The sequence below is a fragment of the Bradyrhizobium ingae genome (assembly GCF_055791185.1).
The window spans coordinates 1-18,693 of the sequence record NZ_JBVUBB010000073.1; the positions used below are offsets into that span (position 1 = coordinate 1).

Annotated in this window: 15 protein-coding genes; 8 read left to right on the top strand and 7 right to left on the bottom strand. The window is 58.2% G+C overall.

The features are described 5' to 3' along the window. Positions 1 to 573 precede the first annotated feature (573 nt). From ACV1FX_RS41060 to ACV1FX_RS41085, 6 genes are read left to right on the top strand one after another with little or no spacing between them, the layout of a single operon-like run. Positions 574 to 2,088, top strand: coding sequence for an amidase (locus tag ACV1FX_RS41060; RefSeq protein WP_473123179.1), 1,515 nt, complete (start codon positions 574 to 576; stop codon positions 2,086 to 2,088). A 36-nt stretch (positions 2,089 to 2,124) separates the two neighbouring features. Beyond that, the gene (locus ACV1FX_RS41065; RefSeq protein ID WP_473123166.1) at positions 2,125 to 2,982 is read left to right on the top strand and encodes a branched-chain amino acid ABC transporter permease; all 858 of its coding nucleotides are present in this window, start codon (positions 2,125 to 2,127) and stop codon (positions 2,980 to 2,982) included. A gap of 4 nt (positions 2,983 to 2,986) precedes the next feature. Further along, entirely contained in the window at positions 2,987 to 4,210 is a 1,224-nt protein-coding gene (locus ACV1FX_RS41070; RefSeq protein ID WP_473123167.1) for a substrate-binding protein, read from the top strand. 18 nt (positions 4,211 to 4,228) lie between these two features. Continuing rightward, the gene (locus ACV1FX_RS41075) at positions 4,229 to 5,320 is read left to right on the top strand and encodes a branched-chain amino acid ABC transporter permease (protein ID WP_473123168.1); all 1,092 of its coding nucleotides are present in this window, start codon (positions 4,229 to 4,231) and stop codon (positions 5,318 to 5,320) included. After that, the gene (locus ACV1FX_RS41080; protein ID WP_473123169.1) at positions 5,307 to 6,041 is read left to right on the top strand and encodes an ABC transporter ATP-binding protein; all 735 of its coding nucleotides are present in this window, start codon (positions 5,307 to 5,309) and stop codon (positions 6,039 to 6,041) included. The genes ACV1FX_RS41075 and ACV1FX_RS41080 overlap by 14 nt, the downstream gene beginning before the upstream one ends. Next, positions 6,034 to 6,735 carry a branched-chain amino acid ABC transporter ATP-binding protein gene (locus ACV1FX_RS41085; protein ID WP_473123170.1) on the top strand — a complete coding sequence of 234 codons (702 nt, stop codon included), beginning with the start codon at positions 6,034 to 6,036 and terminating at the stop codon, positions 6,733 to 6,735. The genes ACV1FX_RS41080 and ACV1FX_RS41085 overlap by 8 nt, the downstream gene beginning before the upstream one ends. A gap of 130 nt (positions 6,736 to 6,865) precedes the next feature. Here the strand turns inward: ACV1FX_RS41085 and nodU are convergent, their stop codons facing one another. The 7 genes from nodU to ACV1FX_RS41120 form a co-directional block, all read right to left on the bottom strand. Next, positions 6,866 to 8,575 (bottom strand): nodulation protein NodU, encoded by a 1,710-nt coding sequence (nodU, locus tag ACV1FX_RS41090; protein WP_473123171.1) that lies wholly within the window; start codon positions 8,573 to 8,575, stop codon positions 6,866 to 6,868. A 946-nt stretch (positions 8,576 to 9,521) separates the two neighbouring features. Next, positions 9,522 to 10,757 carry an NAD(P)/FAD-dependent oxidoreductase gene (locus ACV1FX_RS41095; RefSeq protein WP_473123172.1) on the bottom strand — a complete coding sequence of 412 codons (1,236 nt, stop codon included), beginning with the start codon at positions 10,755 to 10,757 and terminating at the stop codon, positions 9,522 to 9,524. Continuing rightward, positions 10,754 to 11,629 (bottom strand): sugar phosphate isomerase/epimerase family protein, encoded by an 876-nt coding sequence (locus tag ACV1FX_RS41100; protein WP_473123180.1) that lies wholly within the window; start codon positions 11,627 to 11,629, stop codon positions 10,754 to 10,756. The genes ACV1FX_RS41095 and ACV1FX_RS41100 overlap by 4 nt, the downstream gene beginning before the upstream one ends. 26 nt (positions 11,630 to 11,655) lie before the next feature. Further along, positions 11,656 to 11,976 (bottom strand): Rieske 2Fe-2S domain-containing protein, encoded by a 321-nt coding sequence (locus ACV1FX_RS41105; protein WP_473123173.1) that lies wholly within the window; start codon positions 11,974 to 11,976, stop codon positions 11,656 to 11,658. A 151-nt stretch (positions 11,977 to 12,127) separates the two neighbouring features. Then, positions 12,128 to 13,123, bottom strand: coding sequence for a sterol desaturase family protein (locus ACV1FX_RS41110; RefSeq protein ID WP_473123174.1), 996 nt, complete (start codon positions 13,121 to 13,123; stop codon positions 12,128 to 12,130). A gap of 116 nt (positions 13,124 to 13,239) precedes the next feature. Beyond that, positions 13,240 to 14,070 (bottom strand): 3-methyl-2-oxobutanoate hydroxymethyltransferase, encoded by an 831-nt coding sequence (locus ACV1FX_RS41115; protein ID WP_473123175.1) that lies wholly within the window; start codon positions 14,068 to 14,070, stop codon positions 13,240 to 13,242. Between the two features lie 308 nt (positions 14,071 to 14,378). Next, positions 14,379 to 15,335 carry a ribokinase gene (locus ACV1FX_RS41120; protein ID WP_473123176.1) on the bottom strand — a complete coding sequence of 319 codons (957 nt, stop codon included), beginning with the start codon at positions 15,333 to 15,335 and terminating at the stop codon, positions 14,379 to 14,381. A gap of 247 nt (positions 15,336 to 15,582) precedes the next feature. Between ACV1FX_RS41120 and ACV1FX_RS41125 the strand changes: the two genes are divergently transcribed. Further along, positions 15,583 to 16,470, top strand: a complete 888-nt coding sequence (locus ACV1FX_RS41125; RefSeq protein ID WP_473123177.1) for a helix-turn-helix domain-containing protein — start codon at positions 15,583 to 15,585, stop codon at positions 16,468 to 16,470. A gap of 465 nt (positions 16,471 to 16,935) precedes the next feature. Further along, on the top strand, positions 16,936 to 17,634 hold the full coding sequence (locus ACV1FX_RS41130) for a hypothetical protein (RefSeq protein WP_473123178.1): 699 nt from the start codon (positions 16,936 to 16,938) through the stop codon (positions 17,632 to 17,634). The last annotated feature ends 1,059 nt before the right edge of the window (positions 17,635 to 18,693 follow it).

Genomic DNA, 18,693 nt, shown 5'->3' on the forward strand with positions numbered 1-18,693 from the left:
CTAGTCGTCGGCAGCGTCAGATGTGTATAAGAGACAGCGCTAGAATGGCCGCGCAGCGGAAGGCGACTTATAGTCCGGCGATTTGGTCGTCGTGGTTTCCTGCGTGCCAATCGGACACAAGAAGCGAGTTGCTTCGACCTTGCCTGCCTTCAACGTCAAGTCATTCAACGTGTGAAGCACGTCGGCTCATCGCATCGCGCGTAACTTGCTGATCCACGGCCAAAGTAGCTGGCTGTTTCCTCGGGAAGCTAGGCCGCCAATGCATTGCGTTGCGCTGCTATGCTGCAACTCTAAGATGATGCTGGTTTACTTGGACCGCCGTACCGGCTCGTCAAAAACTTAAGTGCTCGCGCTAACTGCGACAAGAAGCGGCGAGCCTTGGCGGCTCGGCGAGTGCACCGCAAGCAGACGCATTCAGCGTCGGAACAGCTTTACCCAATATTACCCAGATTGCCGTGCGTGGTCCGATGCACTTGCTCCGCGTCAGGTAAAAATTATCCGAAAAGCGGTCTTCGCAGAAGAACGGTAGGCCGCACGTCCAAATGCCGGGATGAAACCTTTCAGGAGAGCCTCGTGTCAGTTTCCCTTCCCACGCCCACCCAGCTTCGTAGCGTTGCCGAGCAGTGTGGTCTTTCGCTGACCGATGACGACGTTGCCTCGTTCCGCGGCCTGATGCAGGGCTCGCTCGAAGCCTACAATCTAGTTGCCGCGATGCCCGACGAGTTGCCGGTGGTCAAATATCCGCGTACCCCGGGCTATCGGCCATCGCCGAGCGAAAACCATCGCAATGCCTGGTATCGCAAAACGAACATCCAGGGCGCTGCCAGCGGAAAACTTAAGGGCAAGATGGTTGCCCTGAAGGACAACATTATGTTGGCTGGGGTGCCCATGATGAATGGCTCGGCCACCCTCGAAGGCTACGTACCCGACTTTGACGCCACCATCGTTACGCGCATGCTCGATGCTGGCGCCGAGATTGCAGGCAAGGTTCACTGCGAGGCCTTCTGTCTCTCAGGCGGTAGCCACACCAATGCGATCGGCCCAGTGCACAATCCACACAAGATGGGTTATTCGGCTGGCGGTTCTTCCTCAGGAAGCGGGGTTGTGGTCGCACTAGGCGAAGTCGACATGGCGATCGGCGGCGACCAGGGCGGTTCGATCCGCATGCCGTCCTCGTTCTGCGGCACGTACGGCATGAAGCCGACCTGGGGTCTCGTTCCCTATACGGGGATCATGCCGATCGAGATTTTTATCGATCACACCGGACCGATCACGGCAACAGTAGCCGACAACGCGCTGCTTCTGGAGGTGATCGCCGGTGACGATGGCTACGATTCGCGCATCAAGGCACCGAAGGTTGATGAATACACCAAGGCCTTAGGTGAGGGCATCAAAGGGATGAAGATTGGTATCCTCAAGGAGGGCTTCGAGCAGCCGTCCGCGGAATCTGCGGTCAACGAAAGCGTGCGTGAGGCAGCAAAGCGCTTCAAGGACCTTGGTGCGACCGTTGAGACTGTCTCGATTCCGATGCACCTCCTGGGCGCGGCGATCTGGACCCCGATCGGAACCGAGGGCGCAGTCCAGACTATGATGTTCGGTGACGGCTATGGTCTGAGCCGCGGCGATCTGTATCCAACCTCGCTGATGGATTTCCATCGCGGCTGGCGGCGGAAGGCGGACTCTTTGTCCGAGACCAACAAGCTGTTTCTGCTGTTCGGCACCTACATCAACAACACTTTTGGTTCGAGGTTTTACGGCAAAGCTCTCAATATCTCCCGCCGCCTCGCTGCGGCATACGACAAAGCTCTCGAGACCTACGATCTCCTGCTCATGCCGACGACGCCGATGAAGGCAACGCCGCTACCGCCGGCCAATGCCAGTCGCGAGGCCTATTTCACCCGCGCGATTGAGATGTTCACCAACACCGCGCCATTCGACATTACGCATCATCCAGCCATGTCGCTGCCCTGCGGAATGGTCGACGGCCTGCCGGTGGGCCTGATGCTGGTCGGCCGCTACTTTGAAGAATCCACCATCTACCGCGCCGCCCATGCCTTTGAACAGATGGGCGACTGGAAGAAGATGTGAGGCCGGATGCGATAGTGCCCGGCTGGATCGCAAAGCATGACGAACGCATTCATGGCGGCATTCGAGATTCTGAGCTTCGGTGCGATCATCGTCTTGATCGTGCTTGGCCTCGGAATCATAGCGAGCATGATGGGCATCTTCAATTTTGCCCAAGGCGAGTTCGTACTGCTAGGTGCTTATATTACGTACCTGGCTTACAGTCTCGGCCTGCCGGTTTGGGTCGGAATGGCCGCCGCACCATTCCTGGTCGGAATACTGGGTTTTGTGCTCGAAGCGCTTATTATACGCCGCTTCTATGCGGCGCCCATCGTAGCGATGCTCGGCACCTACGCGCTCGGTCTGATCATTCGCGAGACGGTGCGCGGCCTGATCGGCGGCTTTTATGTAGCCGTACCGGAGCCGATTGGCGGATCAATAGATATCGGTACGATGCACATCTCGGCTTGGCGCTTTACGATAGTCGTGATTACGGCTTTGGTGATGTGCGCCTGTTATCTGCTCCTGTCGCGCACGAGCTTCGGCCTGCGCGTGCGGGCGACGCTGGAAAATCCGTCGCTGGCGCGTGCCTCCGGTATTTCCACGCGGTTCATCTATGGCGCGACTTTCGCGATCGGGGCAGCATTGGCGGGGCTCGCGGGCGCGCTTATCGTACCAGTATTTACGCTTTTTGCCGATCTCGGCATCCGCTTTCTCATCCAGGGATTTGTTGCCGTATTGGTCGGCGGAATCGGATCCTTCGTAGGTCCGATTGCAGGCGCTGGGGTCATTGGAGTGCTCAGCGCCGCGCTACCCTGGGTTGTTGCACCGGTGGCTGCCGATGTTCTCGTCTTCGTGCTGGCCATAGTTTTCATTAAGTTCCGGCCGCGAGGCCTCGTCGGAGGAAGGGGAGTTTAGTCAGATGGTTGCCGATCTCGTTCAACTCACTCGTCGTCGTTTCCTTTCAAATTTTGCATTCACCGCGGGTGCGGTCGCCACCGGGCTTGGCAGCTGGGTGATCCGCCCCGAATGGGCAAGTGCGGCCGAAGGCCCGATCAAAGTAGGCATTGCGACTGACTTAACCGGCGCGATCGGTTACGCCGGAAACTCGAATGCCAATGTTGCCAGAATGGTGGTCAAGGATATCAACAATTCAGGGGGGCTCTTGGGTCGGCCGCTTGAACTCTATATCGAAGACACGGCTTCGAATGAATCGGTTGCGGTGGGAAACGTCCGCAAGTTGATCCAGCGCGACAAGGTCGACATGGTGCTCGGCGGTCTCGCAAGCTCGATGCGCAACGCGATCAAGGATGTGATCGTGTCACGAGGCAAAACGCTCTACCTGTATCCGCAATTCTATGAAGGGAAGGAGTGTACACCATATCTGTTCTGCACGGGCGCCACACCGGCCCAGCAATGCGATGAGTTCATCCCTTGGCTGATCAAGAATGGTGGCAAGAGGTTTGCCCTTCCAGGTTCCAACTATATCTGGCCGCGAACTCTAAACGCTTACGCCCGCAAATTGATCGAATCCAATGGTGGTGAGGTTGTTTTCGAGGAGTATTATCCACTCGATCAAGTTGATTTCTCAGCGGCCGTCAACGGCATCATTTCCAACAAGGTCGATGTGATATTCAACACCGTGATCCCGCCCGGCGTCGGTCCACTCTTCAAACAACTCTACCAAGCGGGTTACCTGAAGAATGGCGGGCGCCTCGCAGCGGTCAATAGTGATGAGAACATGCTCAGCATCCATCCGGCCAATGAAATCGAGGGGCTTGCCAGCTGTCTCGACTACTACAAGGCTGTCGCCAAAGATGACCCGGTATCTGCCAAAATCCAGACGGCCTATGAACAGCAATTCCCTGGCAGCAACTTCATGTTCGCCGCGAGCAGTGCCGGGCCCAGCACCTATCGCGGGCTGAAGTTGTGGGAAGCCGCCGTCAAGGAAGCTGGCAAAGTCGATCGCGAATCGGTCGCTGCGGCGCTCGATCACGCCAAGATTGCGGAAGGTCCGGGTGGACCGGCTGAGGTGGTGCCGGGCACGCGGCACTGCAGGATGAAGATGTACACCGCCGTCGCCAAGGGCGGCCAGTTCGAGATCGTCGGGCGCAGCACCGGCCTCGTCGATCCCAAAGAATGTTGAGAGCAGTGCTGAGGCGCAATGCTGAAGTCGATGACTGTGGCAGAAAGGGCCATTGCCGCTGATGTCGGCGGCGATGCGGGCGATCCGAAGGCTGAAAGCGGCACGCCGCCTTCCGCTGCAGGACGAAAGGTCATGCCGATCGTGGAGGGGCTGGTGCTGCTTGCGGCACTGGTCCTGCCATGGGTGCTGCACGATTTCCTCACGGTGTTCGCCACCCGCGTGGTCATCCTAGCGCTGTTTGCCATCTCATTCGATCTGGTGTGGGGCTACGCTGGAATCATGAGTTTCGGACAGGCGCTGTTCTTCGGCTCGGCCGGCTATGGTGTCGCCCTTCTCGCGCGGGACCACGACATCAGCTCGATCCTCTTGGTGCTGCCGGCTGGCACGCTGATCGGTCTTGTCTTCGCGTTGCTGCTCGGCGGCTTCCTCCTGCTCGGGCGGCATCCGGCCAGCGTAATCTTCGTCTCACTCGGAACGCTCACCGGATCTTACGCCGCCGATCGTCTGGCGCGCGGCTGGTACTATCTCGGTGGCCAGAACGGCATCCCCTCCATCGCGCCGATGACGCTTGGTTCGTTCGAGTTCTCGGAAGGGCCGGTCTTTTACTATCTCGCACTCGGGCTTTTCGTGATCGTCTACCTCGCTTGCCGCTTTCTGGTGCGCTCGCAATTTGGTCTCGCGCTGGCAGGCCTTCGCGAAAACGAGCAACGTATTGCGTTCTTCGGCTACAAGACGCAGCATCTGAAGGCCATCGTATTCGCGGTCGGCGGCGCCATCGCAGGGCTTGCTGGTAGCCTCTACGCCTTTCACGAGGGATTCGTCTGGCCCAACATGGTCGGTGTCGTTGTCTCCACGCAGGTCGTGCTCTACGTACTGTTCGGCGGCTCCGGAACGTTAGTTGGCGCGGTGATTGGCACCGCGATCGTCGAAGGCCTCAGCTTCTGGCTCTCGGACAACTATCGAGACATCTGGCCGATCATGCTCGGCGTTCTGCTGCTGCTCGTCATTCTGCTCCGGCCGCTCGGCGTGATCAGCGTCGTGCTCGGTGAGCGAGAGCGTGTCGGCAACTTCGGCCCGAGACTCAAGGAGACGCGTAATGCCGCTCCTTGAAGCTGTCGGCATCTCGAAGGTGTTCGGCAAGCTCACCGCGCTAGAAAGTGCCGCGCTCACTGTCGGCGAGAATGAGTTTCACGGCTTGATTGGGCCGAACGGCTCGGGCAAGAGCACGCTGATGAAGTGCGTCGCGGGAGCCGAAGCGCCGACGCAAGGCAAGGTCCGTTTCGTCAACACTGACATCACGACGTTCACGCCGACCGAGCGTGCGCGGGCGGGCATCAGCCTGAAATTCCAAATCACCTCCGTACTGCCGAGGCTTACGCTCTACGACAACATCTTGCTCGCGCTTCAGGCGCAGTCCTCGCTATCTGACCTCGTCTTCTCGCGCACAAGAGCGCGCCTGCACGATCAGGTCATGGCTATGCTGAGCCAGTTTCGACTTGCCGACCGCGTATATAACGCTGCGGCGACACTGTCGCATGGCCAGCAGCAATGGCTGGAGATCGCAATGGCGCTCGCGGCGAGACCTCGGCTTCTGCTGCTCGACGAGCCGACCGGAGGCATGAGCCTGGATGAGCGCCGCGTCACCGGCGAACTCTTGCGACCCATCAAGCAGCATTGCTCCCTCGTTATCGTCGAGCACGATCTGGATTTTATCCGCGACATCTGCGACCGCCTTACCGTCCTCGACCAGGGCAAGGTGCTGGCGACGGGAAGCGTGGCAGAGATCCAAGCCAACAAAAGCGTCCAGGAGATCTACTTACGCCGTGCCTGAGCAACAGTTCCTCGACATAAGGCATCTCGACGCCGGTTATGGCCGCAGCCAGGTGCTGTTCGACGTCACCCTCAGCATTCCCCGGCGCGGCGGCGTCGCCGTGCTCGGCCGTAACGGCGCCGGCAAGACCACGCTGATGAAAGCCATCGTCGGCGAGCTGCCAAGCTGGACAGGCGAGGTGCATTTTGATGGCCGCGATATCGATGCTCGCGGGACCGAAGAGCGGGTGCGCGCCGGCATCGGCTATGTGCCGCAGGAGCATTCGGTGTTCGCACGCCTTTCGGTGCGCGATAATCTTGCAGTCGGATCGCTCTTTAGCACCGATGCTTCGGCGATCGATCGCGTCCTGACGATCTTTCCCAAGCTCGGCCATCGCCTGCATCAGCCGGCTGGCACGCTTTCGGGCGGCGAGCGTAAGATGCTGGCGATCGGACGCGCGCTATTGGGAAACCCGAAACTGCTACTGCTGGATGAACCGACCGAGGGAGTCTGGATCGGCGTGATCGAGGAGATCACGGAACGCTTGACTGAGCTCGCCAAGAAGATTGCGGTCATCATCGTCGAGCAGCACCTCGATCTCGCACTGCGCGTGGCGAACCACGCATATGTGCTCGATCGTGGCCGCATCGCGCTGCAGGGCGCAGCAAGCGATGTCCGCGGCAATCCGGAACTTCTGCGGCACCTCGCACCCTAGGACTCTAGCGCCAGTTCTAGAAAGGAGCTTTTTGATTCGTTCGTTAACCGGATTGAGCTTGGCGGGCAGGCAAGCGTTCTGCATAGCATTCGCAGGAACCGGCCTAAGACATCGGGCGTCAATCGCTCGCTTACGGAGCTTTCGTCCACAATTTGCCATCGCACCATACATGCCCAACGCGTCCCCAGCCGCAAGCCGTTGCGACGTCCGGGAAGAACCCACGTCCATGGTGGTTGGCGCTGGTATTGCAGAGCAGGGGAATGCCCGAGAGCTTTTCATATTCGACGAGCAGCTCGGCGACTTTGTGCTGAGAGGTCCTGCAAATCGTTTGCAATCGCGCAGATCCGTCGAGATGTACAACAGCAGGGATCTTGTCCCGCCATTCTGCTCGTGTCTGGTGATCGAATAGCATGTAAGGGTCCGGAGTTCCGGGACTGAAAATATCCGGCGCACGATCCTCCAGACATATCGGCGCCACTGGCCGGAAATGTTCGCGAAGTTTGATGTCGTTGAGGTAGTCCTTCATTCGCGGCGATGTCGCAGATGCAAGAATGCTTCTGCTACCCAAAGCCCGAGGTCCAAGCTCGGCGCGGCCAGCAAGAAAAATCACTGGCTCGTTGCTGGCGAGAATGGTCGCAAGTTCACGCATACTACACGGCGTGGCTTTCCATTCGGGCGACACTTCGCTAGCTTGCAGGGCCGGACCACTATATACGGACCATTCCAACGGCACGAAGCCCTTGTCCGCCACCATTGCGCAGCAAGCGGCACCGATTGCCGAGCCACTGTCATTCGGAAACGGGGGCACCCAGACAGCATCGAATAGACCTGTCGCACGTAGTGCACTGTTCCATTTGATATTGAGTCCGCAGCCACCGGCTATGCACAAATTTCGCGTCGCAAAACGCGAATGACGCTGCAAAGCAGTCGTCATTTCGCGGACGAGCAGACGCTCGAGGAAGCAATGAAATGATGAGAGCACATCTTCGGCTGCCTTGGTCTTCAATCGGCTCCCGCTGGCATCGAAAAAGGCGTGCAAGCTCGCAAGCGCGGACTCCGCGCTCTTGATATCGGTACGATAACTGGCAAGCTTCGCGTCAGTCGCAAAGCGCTCCTGATAGAGCTCCTGAAAGACCGTCACGATGGTTTCGTCAACAGACCCGAGCGCGATATAGGCCATAACCTTGCCGGCAATACCAAGGTTGAGCTTGCCGGCGCCGCCCGGGTCCACACCGGGATCTCCTAGATCCCAAATGGGATGATATGCTTGCTTGTACGGTCCAAAGTGAAGCCCAGCTGCGGCATAGACGTGCCCAATCACCGGAAACAGGCATTCGATGAAACGGGCGCCGCCCTGTTCTACATAATAGAGACGTGGAAACGCGCCGCCGTCCCACACCAGGCAGAAAGCGGGCTGTCCAGCTCTGGCAAAGGGACTTGTGCAGTATGCTGCGGCCACGTGGCCTGTAACGTGCGGATAGCTTCTATAAGGGAAATCGCTGCCGTCGAGCTTAAGGCCAAACCCGTCGCGCGAGTTGAGAAGGCCCTCTGGATGGCATTCAATATATGGTCCCCCCTTGAGAGTGATAGGTACGGTCCCGCTGAGAATCTGGAACTCCGACTCCACCGTCCCCGCCCAGCCGTCGATGACGAACTGATCAACTTCGCTTGGATCCAGACCGTTGTCCGCCAAAGCAACGACGATTGCATCGAGATTATCGATCGTTTGATATCGCGGGTTGTTGCTTCGCTTCTCCTGTTCGATACAAAAGATAAGCCGCCCATCCTCGACAAGAGCGATCGCTCCGTCATGCGTCAGCTTGATACCGCAGATGCGCATAGTGCCTCCATGTCAAATGCCGGTAATTCGACTAACTTGGAAATCGAAGTGGATTCCGAAAGCATGCGAGTGCGCGGTCGTAGTGGAGTGACTTGTCCTGGACTGCTCGCGTTCGACTTCGATCAACGTTTCATTCCGCATGTCCATGACCGTCCTCAGAGGCGAGACCCTAGCGCGGAGATCCAATTGCTATTGCCGCGCGTAGCTCGGTGCATGATTTGGGCCAATGTGAATCGGAGGAAGTTCCTCGCGGTTTCCTGCCCAACTCTCTCGTTCGTCAACAGCTTGGCGGGTTCGTGACATCGGGCGCGCGTGTTTTCGGACAGAAGCATGCGCTACCGCCACCAACCGGCAAGCGTGTTCCGACGTACTGCCGAGAACCGGCCTCGCGCAATCGGTTTGACGGTTCAGGTCAGGTGTGGCATCGAACCGCGGATCATCAATGCATTGATCATCGAGAGCTACCGCGTCCAGGCCAAGCAGGCGAAGGAATTCCGCTTGCGTCGCCGCAATGTCGACGAGGGCTTCTCAGCGAGCGTATCCGCTGGCAAACCGGTTCGCCGCTTCGTCCCTTAATCTTGGAGAAGCCACATACCCGCGATCTCCAGGCTCTCGCGCGCCTCACCCGCTTAGTCGTGGCTTAGTGAGCCGCTGGGAGGCCACGGGGCGTCGGGGAAGCTAGGCGCTCTTGGAGTTCTCGAGGGGGCGAGCTCATTTCCAGGCGCGCGCCACGCCGCGTTCGGACTATGAGCCTGCCACTAGCTGCGCTCGCAGCTGGCGCTGGCCGAGTAGTTCGATGATCCGTGGGCGATCTTGGTGACTGAAAGCGCCATCTGGCTCTGCCAGGTCGTTCCTTTTCACTGGATTGGCGCGCGCGGCACTTCTGCTTCGGCAAATCTTGGATTGCCGCGTCTTGTTGAATCCGCGTGTGCGATGTGAATTCCAGCTAAACCAGTAAACGTTTCATGTTTATTGCGGGGTCAGCGAGCGCCTCTGCCGTGGGGCTAAGTCGCCTGCTGATCATGATCTCGGCGACACGTATTTCCCTCGCCACAGTGCCCAGGCCCCCAAATCCACAAGCGGCGACCATGCGTCCGTCGGCGGCTAGGTAAAACAAGAACTGTCCCCTGGCGCCGAGGTTCCTGATTACGGGAATTTCTCCCTCCGGGCAGAGGCCGATGATTTGCAGTGTCTCGTCGTATTGATCGGACCAAAACCAGGGTACGTCCTCATAGGGACGGTTCTCGCCCAGCATGTTCGCTGCCGCCGCCGCACCTTGCCGCTGCGCGTTGCGCCAGGCCTCCAGCCTGACGCGCTTTTCATAGAGGCGATGTGGAAACGAACAGCAGTCCCCCGCCGCGAAGACATGCGGGTCCGAAGTCGCCAGCGTCTCGTCAAGAATGATGCCATTATCGACAGCTAATCCTGCCGCTTGCGCAAGTTCGACGTTCGGCGTCGCACCGACCCCAACGATTACCAGATCGGCCACATGTGTCCGCCCACCTGTCAGCACCACGTTGGAGCGTCCTTCGCCGAAGTCGATCCGCTCAACGATAGCGCTTGTCTCAATGCACACCCCAGAACGTTCGTGCTTCGCCCTGATCAGTTCAGCCATAGGAGGCGGCACTGCTCGCATAAGTAACCGCGATCCAGCCTCCAGTACGACCACCGAAGCACCTCTCGAGACCGCGCTCGCGGCGACCTCAAGCCCGATAAAGCCGCCGCCGATCACAACCACGTCGCATCCTTGGCCAATAACTTGGCGAATGCGCGTGGCGTCCTCATACGTCCGCAGCGTCGCCACCCTCGTTCCTTCAGCGATCGGAACGCTCAGTGTCCGAGGTCGTGCTCCTGTGGCCAGTAGGAGTCGGTGATAGGCCATCCTTGATCCGTTTGAGAGCGTAACCATGTTGGCCGCGCGATCAATCGAAAGCACTTTACTTCCCTGGAGATAATCGATCTCCAACTCGGCGAGGCGTTGTGGCGTCACAATCGGCTTGGGCCCAGGGCTCATCTCGTCGGTCAGCATCGCCTTGGATAGAGGCGGGCGCTCATACGGCAGCATAGTTTCGTTGCCGATTAAGGCCACGATACCCTTCCAGCCGCCCTCGCGCAGGGCGACGGCAGCGGCCGTGCCGGCTTCGCCCGCCCCAACGATCACCATTGTGGATTGGTTACTCAAGCAGCCGAACCATTTCCCAGCGAAGGCTGCGCATCGCTTGCCACACTCTCGAACAGGCTCCGCACCAGGGATTTGAGTAAGAGAGCTTCTTCCCAGCGATCTATGGTGTCGTTGCCCTGGCGATCGCTAATGGCATAAGGCTGCGGGCCAAGTTCGCAAACGAAAGTGAGACAGGCACCCGCGCCAGCACGCCTTCGCCAGCTCTTGAAGCCGTATTTCCACCAATCAAGGAACAGGTCCAGCCAGATTTTGTGATGGGGGAAAGTGATCTCAACTTGAATCTGCTCGCGCGACGCAACGCGGCCATGAAAAGCCCAACTACGGTCGAGCACCTGCCGCACCAGCGCTTCGTCTTCATCCGAGATCGGATACCAGAACTCGCGGCCCACTAGGAAATGCGAGAGATCGGCAAGCATACGCATCTCAGGAACGTGGTCCATCAGGTCGAGTGTGAAAAGGAGATCAGTCGTCATCCGATTGCGATGCGTTTCGAAGTAGATCGGCATGCCCGCATCTTGCGCCACCCTGATCCAGCCTTCCAACAGCGGGATACAGTCGGCAATACGGCGCGGGCGGATGTCAGGCTGGATGTTGATATGCAAGACGCCAAGCCGCCCAGCGAGTTCAATGCCGGCTTTCAAGTGGTCGATCGTCTGCGGGAAGCACATACCCTCAACTGCAAGTCCTGAGCCGGCGAGGGCACGCGCAATCAGAGCGACGCGTGCAGGATCAGTGCACGGGGTACTGATCCCATCGAACCCCGCTTCCCGGATCATCGCCAGGTTCTGATCGATAGAACGTTCGATGCCGTCAGGCTGGCGCCGTTCCATGGCCCAAAGTGACTGCAGTACAAGTAAGCTCTGCTTCGGCATTATCGTGCCTTCCGGCTCTGATGTCTTCATACTTTGATCAAAACAGTGCCGTTCTCGATCTTGACCTCGTAATTGCGCAGGTCGACGCATGCAGGCAAGGCACGCGATTCGCCGGTTCGATAATCGAAGGTCCCAAAATGCTTGGGGCACTCAATGATGCCCCCATCGACAATGCCGTCCGCTAGATGGACTTTCTCGTGGGAGCAGTGGCCATCGATTGCGAAGTAATCACCTTCCGGCGAGCGAACTATTACGAACGTGCGGCTGCCGTGATCCAGGCGAAGGGCCTCTTCGGGCATCAATGCATCGATAGCGCAGGCTGCGACCCATTCACCCTGACTAGTCATTCTGTTTCCTTAAATTTCAACCTGCTGTGATGCCGCCGATGCTCTGATGTGTCCTTCAGCGGCGCCGCTTCTGTCGGTGCAACGGAAAGCCGCATGTGCTCAGCGCTCATAGCAAGGGCGTACAAACCTTGCTGTCACGCCGGCTGGCGAGCTAATTGCCGCGGGCCCATTTCTTGGCTTTTATGCGTTTATACATCCTCTCGTCGGCCTCCGCAGATCCGTCGTGAGCCGTGCCAAACCACTCGTCAAGCGGGATGCGCCGCTCGCCGTAGTTCACCTCGAAATATTTGTGGTGCAGGTAGTGGTAAAAATTGTCGGTGTTGATGGCCAGTGCATCGTCCACCACGACTCGGTCGAAACCGGTGTGAGACTTTGCCGGCGACAAGCCCGCGTGCATGAGTTGAAACATTGCATGCACCGGGTGGGAGGGCACGACGAAATGGATCAGCACGCCGGAGAAATAACCAATGTGTTCGAGCGTGGACGCCGACAAGCCGGACCAAGGTCCCGGGTTAACGTTCTTGTGGTGTACCTTATGAACGATGTGGTACAGCGCTCCCATGTGCATGAGGCGGTGAATTAGATAGAAATGCAACTCGCGCCAGGCTGGCATCACCAACACAAGAGCGGCGCAGTATACCGGGTGCGTTCCGAAATCGACGTACGGCACAAAGCCGTTAGCGTACATCCACCAGGTGAGCGCCTCGTATGCGGTCCAGACCGGCACGCCGCTACACATGGTCCAAAATACGTTTTCGGCGGTCTGGCTTCCGAACATGAAGGTCGTATTTTTGGTGTCGGGCCACTTTGCGTTATACTTGAAGCTGGTTTGCTGGCGCCGTTGGATGTAGAGGATCAAGTGGAAGCTGCCATAGAGCAATACCGTTAGCCCGGCGTTGCGCAGCAGAATGAGCAAAATCCAATCAGCGCGGAATTCCCGCATTGTATCAAGCGCGGGTGTCAGATAGATCCACGATACTAGCGAGATCACGAAATAGAGGGCATTCCAAGGTAACAAGTACCCTGGCAGCCAACGTAGAATTTTCTTGGGTTGGACCGGCCAGACAAAAATCGGGGCGCGTTCTGGCCGTTTGTTAGGCGTCCAGTTCCCGCGTTTGTCACGCGTGCCGTATAAGATGTCGTCCATATCTGCCTCCATTCCGTTTGATTTCTGGATGAGAAATGCTCGCAAAGAGCGAAAACCTCAGTCGCCGAGAAATCACTGTTTCCGCCGATATCGCTCCGAGGTTGTGGATTAAACCCTCAATAGTCCTCTTGCTTCAGCGTTGCCGTAAACGTGGCAAATTCATTGTCATCGATTTGCGAAATTTCCTGCGGCCCCGGAAACGCGCTTGCATTGACGTCAGCGCGGAATGCAGTGAAGGCTTTCACTCGCTCTTGTTTGACACGCTCTTGCAGGGCTTGCAGGTTCCCATAGGTTCGAGCGTGCCGGGGCCTGCGGCCTTCCCCGCCACAGATGTCCTCTGTGAAGAGAAAGATCACATCCGCATCTGGTCCAGAGCCAAGCGAAATCGTCACCAGTCCTGTCCGCCCGCGAATCTCTGCCAGAACTCTGGCTGGGATGAGCTCGCATTCCACTGCAAACGCGCCGGCCTCTTCCAGGCGGCGGAAGCGATGAAAAAGCTCGAGGGCCTCGTCCGCCTTCTTGCCGAAAGCGCGAAGCTTTCCAACCCAGGTTGATTTCCTTGGGACGAGGCCCAAATGACCTACGACCGGAATATCCTCCGCCGCAAGCATCGAGACGGTCGCCATGCTGCGAGCGGTGATTACCGCGTCGGCGCCGTCGGTCAGCGCCTTCAATGCGGTACGTAGGATATCGTCCTGCGTCGCGGCTTCAGCAAAGCCCAGCGCCGCGGTGACGAAGAGTCGCTTCGAGCCCTTGCGCACGGCCTCCACGTTGCTGGCGCGGGCAACCAGCATCTCGATGCCGGATTCCTCCGCCGCCGCCGCTTCGTCCGCCGTCTCGGCGGTGACCTGAGTGTAGCGCTTGCCCGAGTGTCGGGCGGCGCGCAGGTCCGCCACCGTCACCGTCCGCTCAGCTTCGCGCGCGGCCCAATCGTAGATCCGAGGCATCTTGCCAGTCAGCTCTCTAGGTTATTGAGGTCGAGCGTGCCGACCCCACGCCGGTCGAAAAATTCGAGAGGATCGGCGCATGACTGAGCTGCGGCGCATCGCTCTTCGGCCCGGCGTCCGCGTAAGATGACATCAAATCATGAGCGATCACCATGCACTCCGCTCGCCCCCGTGCCGCCCTGCAGCGATGCCGAGAACAGGCCAAAAGGAGCGCGGCGAGCGGCATTCTGGCTCCCAAGCGATTCTCACCCCGCCATTGGCCTTCTTGACGATGGTGCAGGACAATCCGGCGTCTCGAAGCTTCTGGTTCAGGTCCATTCTGCTTCCTTTCGGCCCGAGGCGGAAATTGTACGGTACATCTCGTCCGCTGCTCTGCGCGTTGCCATGCCGGGAATGACCCCGAGCTTGGTGCAGACCAGGGCACCGCAGCAAACCCCGAAGCGCGCGGCGTCGATCACATCCCGGCCTTCGGCCAGAGCCACAGCGAAGCCGGAATTAAACGCGTCGCCAGCACCCGTCGTGTCGACAACGTCGACCTCGGCAGCCGGGATGGCTGTATCGATCGCATCTGTGACGATAAGAACGCCGCGGTCGCCAAGCGTTACGATCACATTGGCGGCGCCGCGCTTACGCAACATCTCCACCAGTTCGCGCGAGGGGCGCGGATCGTCCGGCCGCAGACCCAGCAGAATCCGAAGTTCGCTCTCGTTCGGCGTCAGGTAATCGACCAATGGGAAAATCTCATCCGGCAACGGCGCTGCGGGGGCCGGATTGAGGACAGTTTTCTTGCCGTGCTTGCGCCCTAGCTCCATGGCCCGCATTGCCACCTCAACCGGAGGCTCGAGGACCGCCATGACGACGTCGCTTTCCCGAATGCGGCTCTCGGCGCGATCCACAAAAGCCGGATCCATGGCGTTGGTGGCGCCATAGTCCATGATGATGAAGTTCTCACCCCGCTCGTTGAGAATGATGAAGCCCACCGCCGTTGGACTTTCCGCGATTTGCTTGACATGCGCTGTGTCAACGCCTTCGGCCTTGTAGAGGTCTGTTGCGATATCGGCGAACTTGTCTTTGCCAATGATGGCCACTAGCGATGAGTCCGCCCCGAGCCGCGCAGTCGCAACCGCCTGATTTGAGCCCTTGCCGCCCGGCCCCATATCGAAACTGCTACCAAGCATCGTGACGCCAAAGACCGGGATGTTCGGCGCGCGAATGGTTAATCCCACCGCGAAGCTGCCGACGACGGTGATTTTCGGTTTACTCATCGATTCCTCCCCTGAAGGTGCCTGAGGCCAGCGCTTGCGTGGATTGCCTCCGCGATATCGGCGCGGAATAAATGTCCGTACTCAGCGTGGTGGCGCAGCTCGCGGGCGGTGAGTATCAGCACCGGCTCCTCCCTGATTCCTCGCCCAAACTTCCAGAGATACAAAACGTGCATATCCGCGACACCGTTCGCCGAGGTCGTTTGTTAGTCGTTATGAGCGAGCATAGATTTGGAATTCGCGAGGGGAAATGGACAAAGCACTCCCCGATTTATATAAAACGCGCATGGCAATATTACCGCAGCGCACACTGTTTCCTGAGAGCCATCAGTACGTCCCCCCTGATGCCGCCTGGACTCGCTGCGCCTTTACGGTGCTTAGGGCTGGCAAAGCCATCACCGCACGTGACCATCGCATCGAACGAGACAATTATCCGGGCCAGGACATTCTGTACTGCACGGCGGGGCGCGGCTTCGTATTCAGCGAGGGCAGGACATTGAGTGTTGGGCGCGGTCAGTTGATTTGGATTGCGAACGAGACTCCACATGCCCACTGGCCGGATGAGTACGATCCCTGGACCGTTCTATGGGTGCGGATCGACGGACCAAACTGTGCGGCGATTCGGCGAAAGGTGTTCGGCGCCGGCGCAACCCTTGCAACGATATTGGTGCCGAAAGACATCGAACGATGGTTCGGAAATCTGTTTGATGTCTTACGCGCCAGGGACGATAACGTCGATTTGGCACTCAATCGCCTTGTGGCCGAATTGATGCATCTCATTGCAGAACCTTCTTCAAAGCACGGTGAATCCCGTCTCCCCGCCCCATTGCGTTCCATCGTTTCAAAGATGCGGCAGGCCCCTGAGCGATCTTGGCATGCCGAGGAACTGGCTTCGGTCACCGGCCTCAGCGCGGCACAGACGCGACGGCTATTCCAAAGGCATCTGCAGATCAGCCCACGGCGCTGGCTCATTCGAGAGCGGATCATGATGGCGCAAAAGTTGCTCTTGGAAAGTGACGCGGGACTCGGCGCGATTGCCGAACGCTGCGGTTTCTGCGACGTCTATCATTTTAGCCGCGAGTTTAAGCGTAGCACCGGCACCAGCCCCCGAATCTGGCGGCGTGCCGAAGGTACTTAACTCGTTGAACACCGCGCATAAAGCTTCATCGAAGGAAATAAGTGTTCGCGCCTTGCCTTCGGCAACCAGCGCTCGAAATGAGCGATTTGGACGTCGCTATCGTGTTGTGTTGCTAGCCTCTTAACCGCGGAACGAATGCAAACCGTCGCTATGGAGAGGTGTGGCTGGCGGGCCGCGAGCTTCTATTAGCCTGCGCATTTTCATTGGTACAGAGATGATCGTGCGATCGCTTCATTCTGACTAAAGCCAACACCATAAAAGGTGGCTCGTTGCCGTCAGATGGTATGCGCTAAGAAAAATTAATGAGATGGAGCGTGGAGCCGGCCGTCGGAGTCGCGACACTTTGTTGAACCCATGACAGGCGTAGAATAGGGATAGGCAATACAAGTTAGTAATTGCCGCTTGGCATGCAATTTGAAAGCCGTCCGGGTGTGCCGGCGTCTTGCAATGATAGGTGGTCTTGGAATGAGCGTGCCGAATTTGACGAAACGAGCAAATGCCCTTGGAACCGATAAAGGTGATGAGGTTGGCGACGCCCATGGCTACACCAGCTTTTACTCTTTTTTGTTCGAGGAGTTCCGTCACGAACCTTTCACGATGGTCGAGATTGGATTGCAGCACGGGCACGGTTCTCTCGATCCTGATGTACTGCTCGATCGCAAGGTCTACGACATTCCATCTATTAGGATGTGGCTGGAGTTCTTTCCCAAAGCTGAAGTCGTCGGCTGTGACATCTCCGATTTTAGCGCCTTTAAGATAGACCGATTCCGGTTCGAGCGCCTTGACATGGGCGATGCGCTAGCTCTCGAACGTCTTGCGAGCTCACTCCCGCCCGTGAGGATCATCATCGAGGACGCTTCACACGCCGCTTACCACCAGCAGCTTGCTCTGGCGAAGCTCTTTCCTATCGTCGAGCCTGGTGGCTTTTACTTTATCGAGGATCTGCATGCCACTCACCTGGTTGCCGCAAGACTGCCGTCCTGCAATCCAACTGAGGCGGTGATTGAAAAGTTTGTGCAAACGCGTCAGCTGGACATTCCATTCCTGCCTGGAAGCGAACTCAGAAACCTGGAGACCTCGATCCGGAAGATGTTTATTCATCGCGCCGATAAGGGAGGCGTCAACCGCTGGAGCATGAAAATGGTGGGATTTGAAAAGTATTAGAACGCGAATCGGTGCCCTCCGGCGGTCAAGTTACGATAGAAAAATTGTCTGTGTAGGTCTGTTCGAGCAAATGACCATGTGCCGGCCCGCAAACTGCGAATTGAACTCAACCAGAAGCCATGAGATTTGCTTCGGGACAGCGGCTGATTCCGAAGGGGGCATACTGAGGAGTTTGAGAGAGTCTCTCTCTAGGAACAGCTGGTTGCGAGCGAGTATGCACAGGGAGCCTCGTGTGCAGAACGTTGTACCGCATCGAGCGCGTGCCCGGTCTCGTGCAATCCAGCGAATATCTCGCGCCAATGTCGCAGGGCGGCGCCAAGATCGACCCTGGTCGAATATAATCTCGAAACGGCGAGACCGGATCGGCGTTGATCCAAAAGCCCGTGTCTAAACTACTGCTCGAAATCGCGCACCAGTGCCATCCCGATTGGAGATCGCCCACCGTTCGGGACGAAATCGCCCCGGAAGTCTTCTGGCGCTGAAAAGAATTTCTTCTCACAGCTGGCATCCGCACTCACTGCCGATGCTTGGCGTGAATGTGCGAACTCGCCGGATCGCTAACCGACATCACCAGCGAGAGTCGGGACCTCACCAGCCGTAACCAGACGTTGGCCAGCGGCATCAGATAGCGTAATCCCCCTGCGGTGGTCCGATAACAACCATCGACAACCAGTCTTCTACACCCGCGCGGCGGCCACAAATTCTGTGCGTCAAGTTCAGCAAAATTGATCATGGGGTCCGGCCGAGCCATCCCCCCGGAGCTGACGTCGCTCGCTTGCTCAAAGCGGAGCGCTGGGGAGCGACGGCGGCGGAGAGAGGGGCGTGCATCCCCTTGGTGGGCCTGAGCGAGGCGAGGGGGCCCCTGATACAGATACTGCGTAAGCCTCCAAAAAAAGCTGCGCAAAGACGGTAGATTTGCAGGGAAGTGTTCCGTGATGGGGTGGACGCCCCCCTCGACGGCATCAATGTGCCAAGATGGTGGTGTTGAAACAGCCACTGCAGAGAAGGAGCGTCCGCCATGGAAGTTAGCACGATCGGAATAGATTTGGCGAAGAATGT

Excerpts from the sequence above, each read along its gene's own strand:
- ACV1FX_RS41065 (WP_473123166.1), top strand. The coding sequence starts at position 2,125 with ATGACGAACGCATTCATGGCGGCATTCGAGATTCTGAGCTTCGGTGCG.
- ACV1FX_RS41070 (WP_473123167.1), top strand. The coding sequence starts at position 2,987 with ATGGTTGCCGATCTCGTTCAACTCACTCGTCGTCGTTTCCTTTCAAAT.
- ACV1FX_RS41075 (WP_473123168.1), top strand. The coding sequence starts at position 4,229 with ATGCTGAAGTCGATGACTGTGGCAGAAAGGGCCATTGCCGCTGATGTC.
- ACV1FX_RS41080 (WP_473123169.1), top strand. The coding sequence starts at position 5,307 with ATGCCGCTCCTTGAAGCTGTCGGCATCTCGAAGGTGTTCGGCAAGCTC.
- nodU (WP_473123171.1), bottom strand. The coding sequence starts at position 8,575 with ATGCGCATCTGCGGTATCAAGCTGACGCATGACGGAGCGATCGCTCTT.
- ACV1FX_RS41100 (WP_473123180.1), bottom strand. The coding sequence starts at position 11,629 with ATGCCGAAGCAGAGCTTACTTGTACTGCAGTCACTTTGGGCCATGGAA.
- ACV1FX_RS41105 (WP_473123173.1), bottom strand. The coding sequence starts at position 11,976 with ATGACTAGTCAGGGTGAATGGGTCGCAGCCTGCGCTATCGATGCATTG.
- ACV1FX_RS41110 (WP_473123174.1), bottom strand. The coding sequence starts at position 13,123 with ATGGACGACATCTTATACGGCACGCGTGACAAACGCGGGAACTGGACG.
- ACV1FX_RS41115 (WP_473123175.1), bottom strand. The coding sequence starts at position 14,070 with ATGCCTCGGATCTACGATTGGGCCGCGCGCGAAGCTGAGCGGACGGTG.
- ACV1FX_RS41120 (WP_473123176.1), bottom strand. The coding sequence starts at position 15,335 with ATGAGTAAACCGAAAATCACCGTCGTCGGCAGCTTCGCGGTGGGATTA.
- ACV1FX_RS41125 (WP_473123177.1), top strand. The coding sequence starts at position 15,583 with ATGGACAAAGCACTCCCCGATTTATATAAAACGCGCATGGCAATATTA.
- ACV1FX_RS41130 (WP_473123178.1), top strand. The coding sequence starts at position 16,936 with ATGAGCGTGCCGAATTTGACGAAACGAGCAAATGCCCTTGGAACCGAT.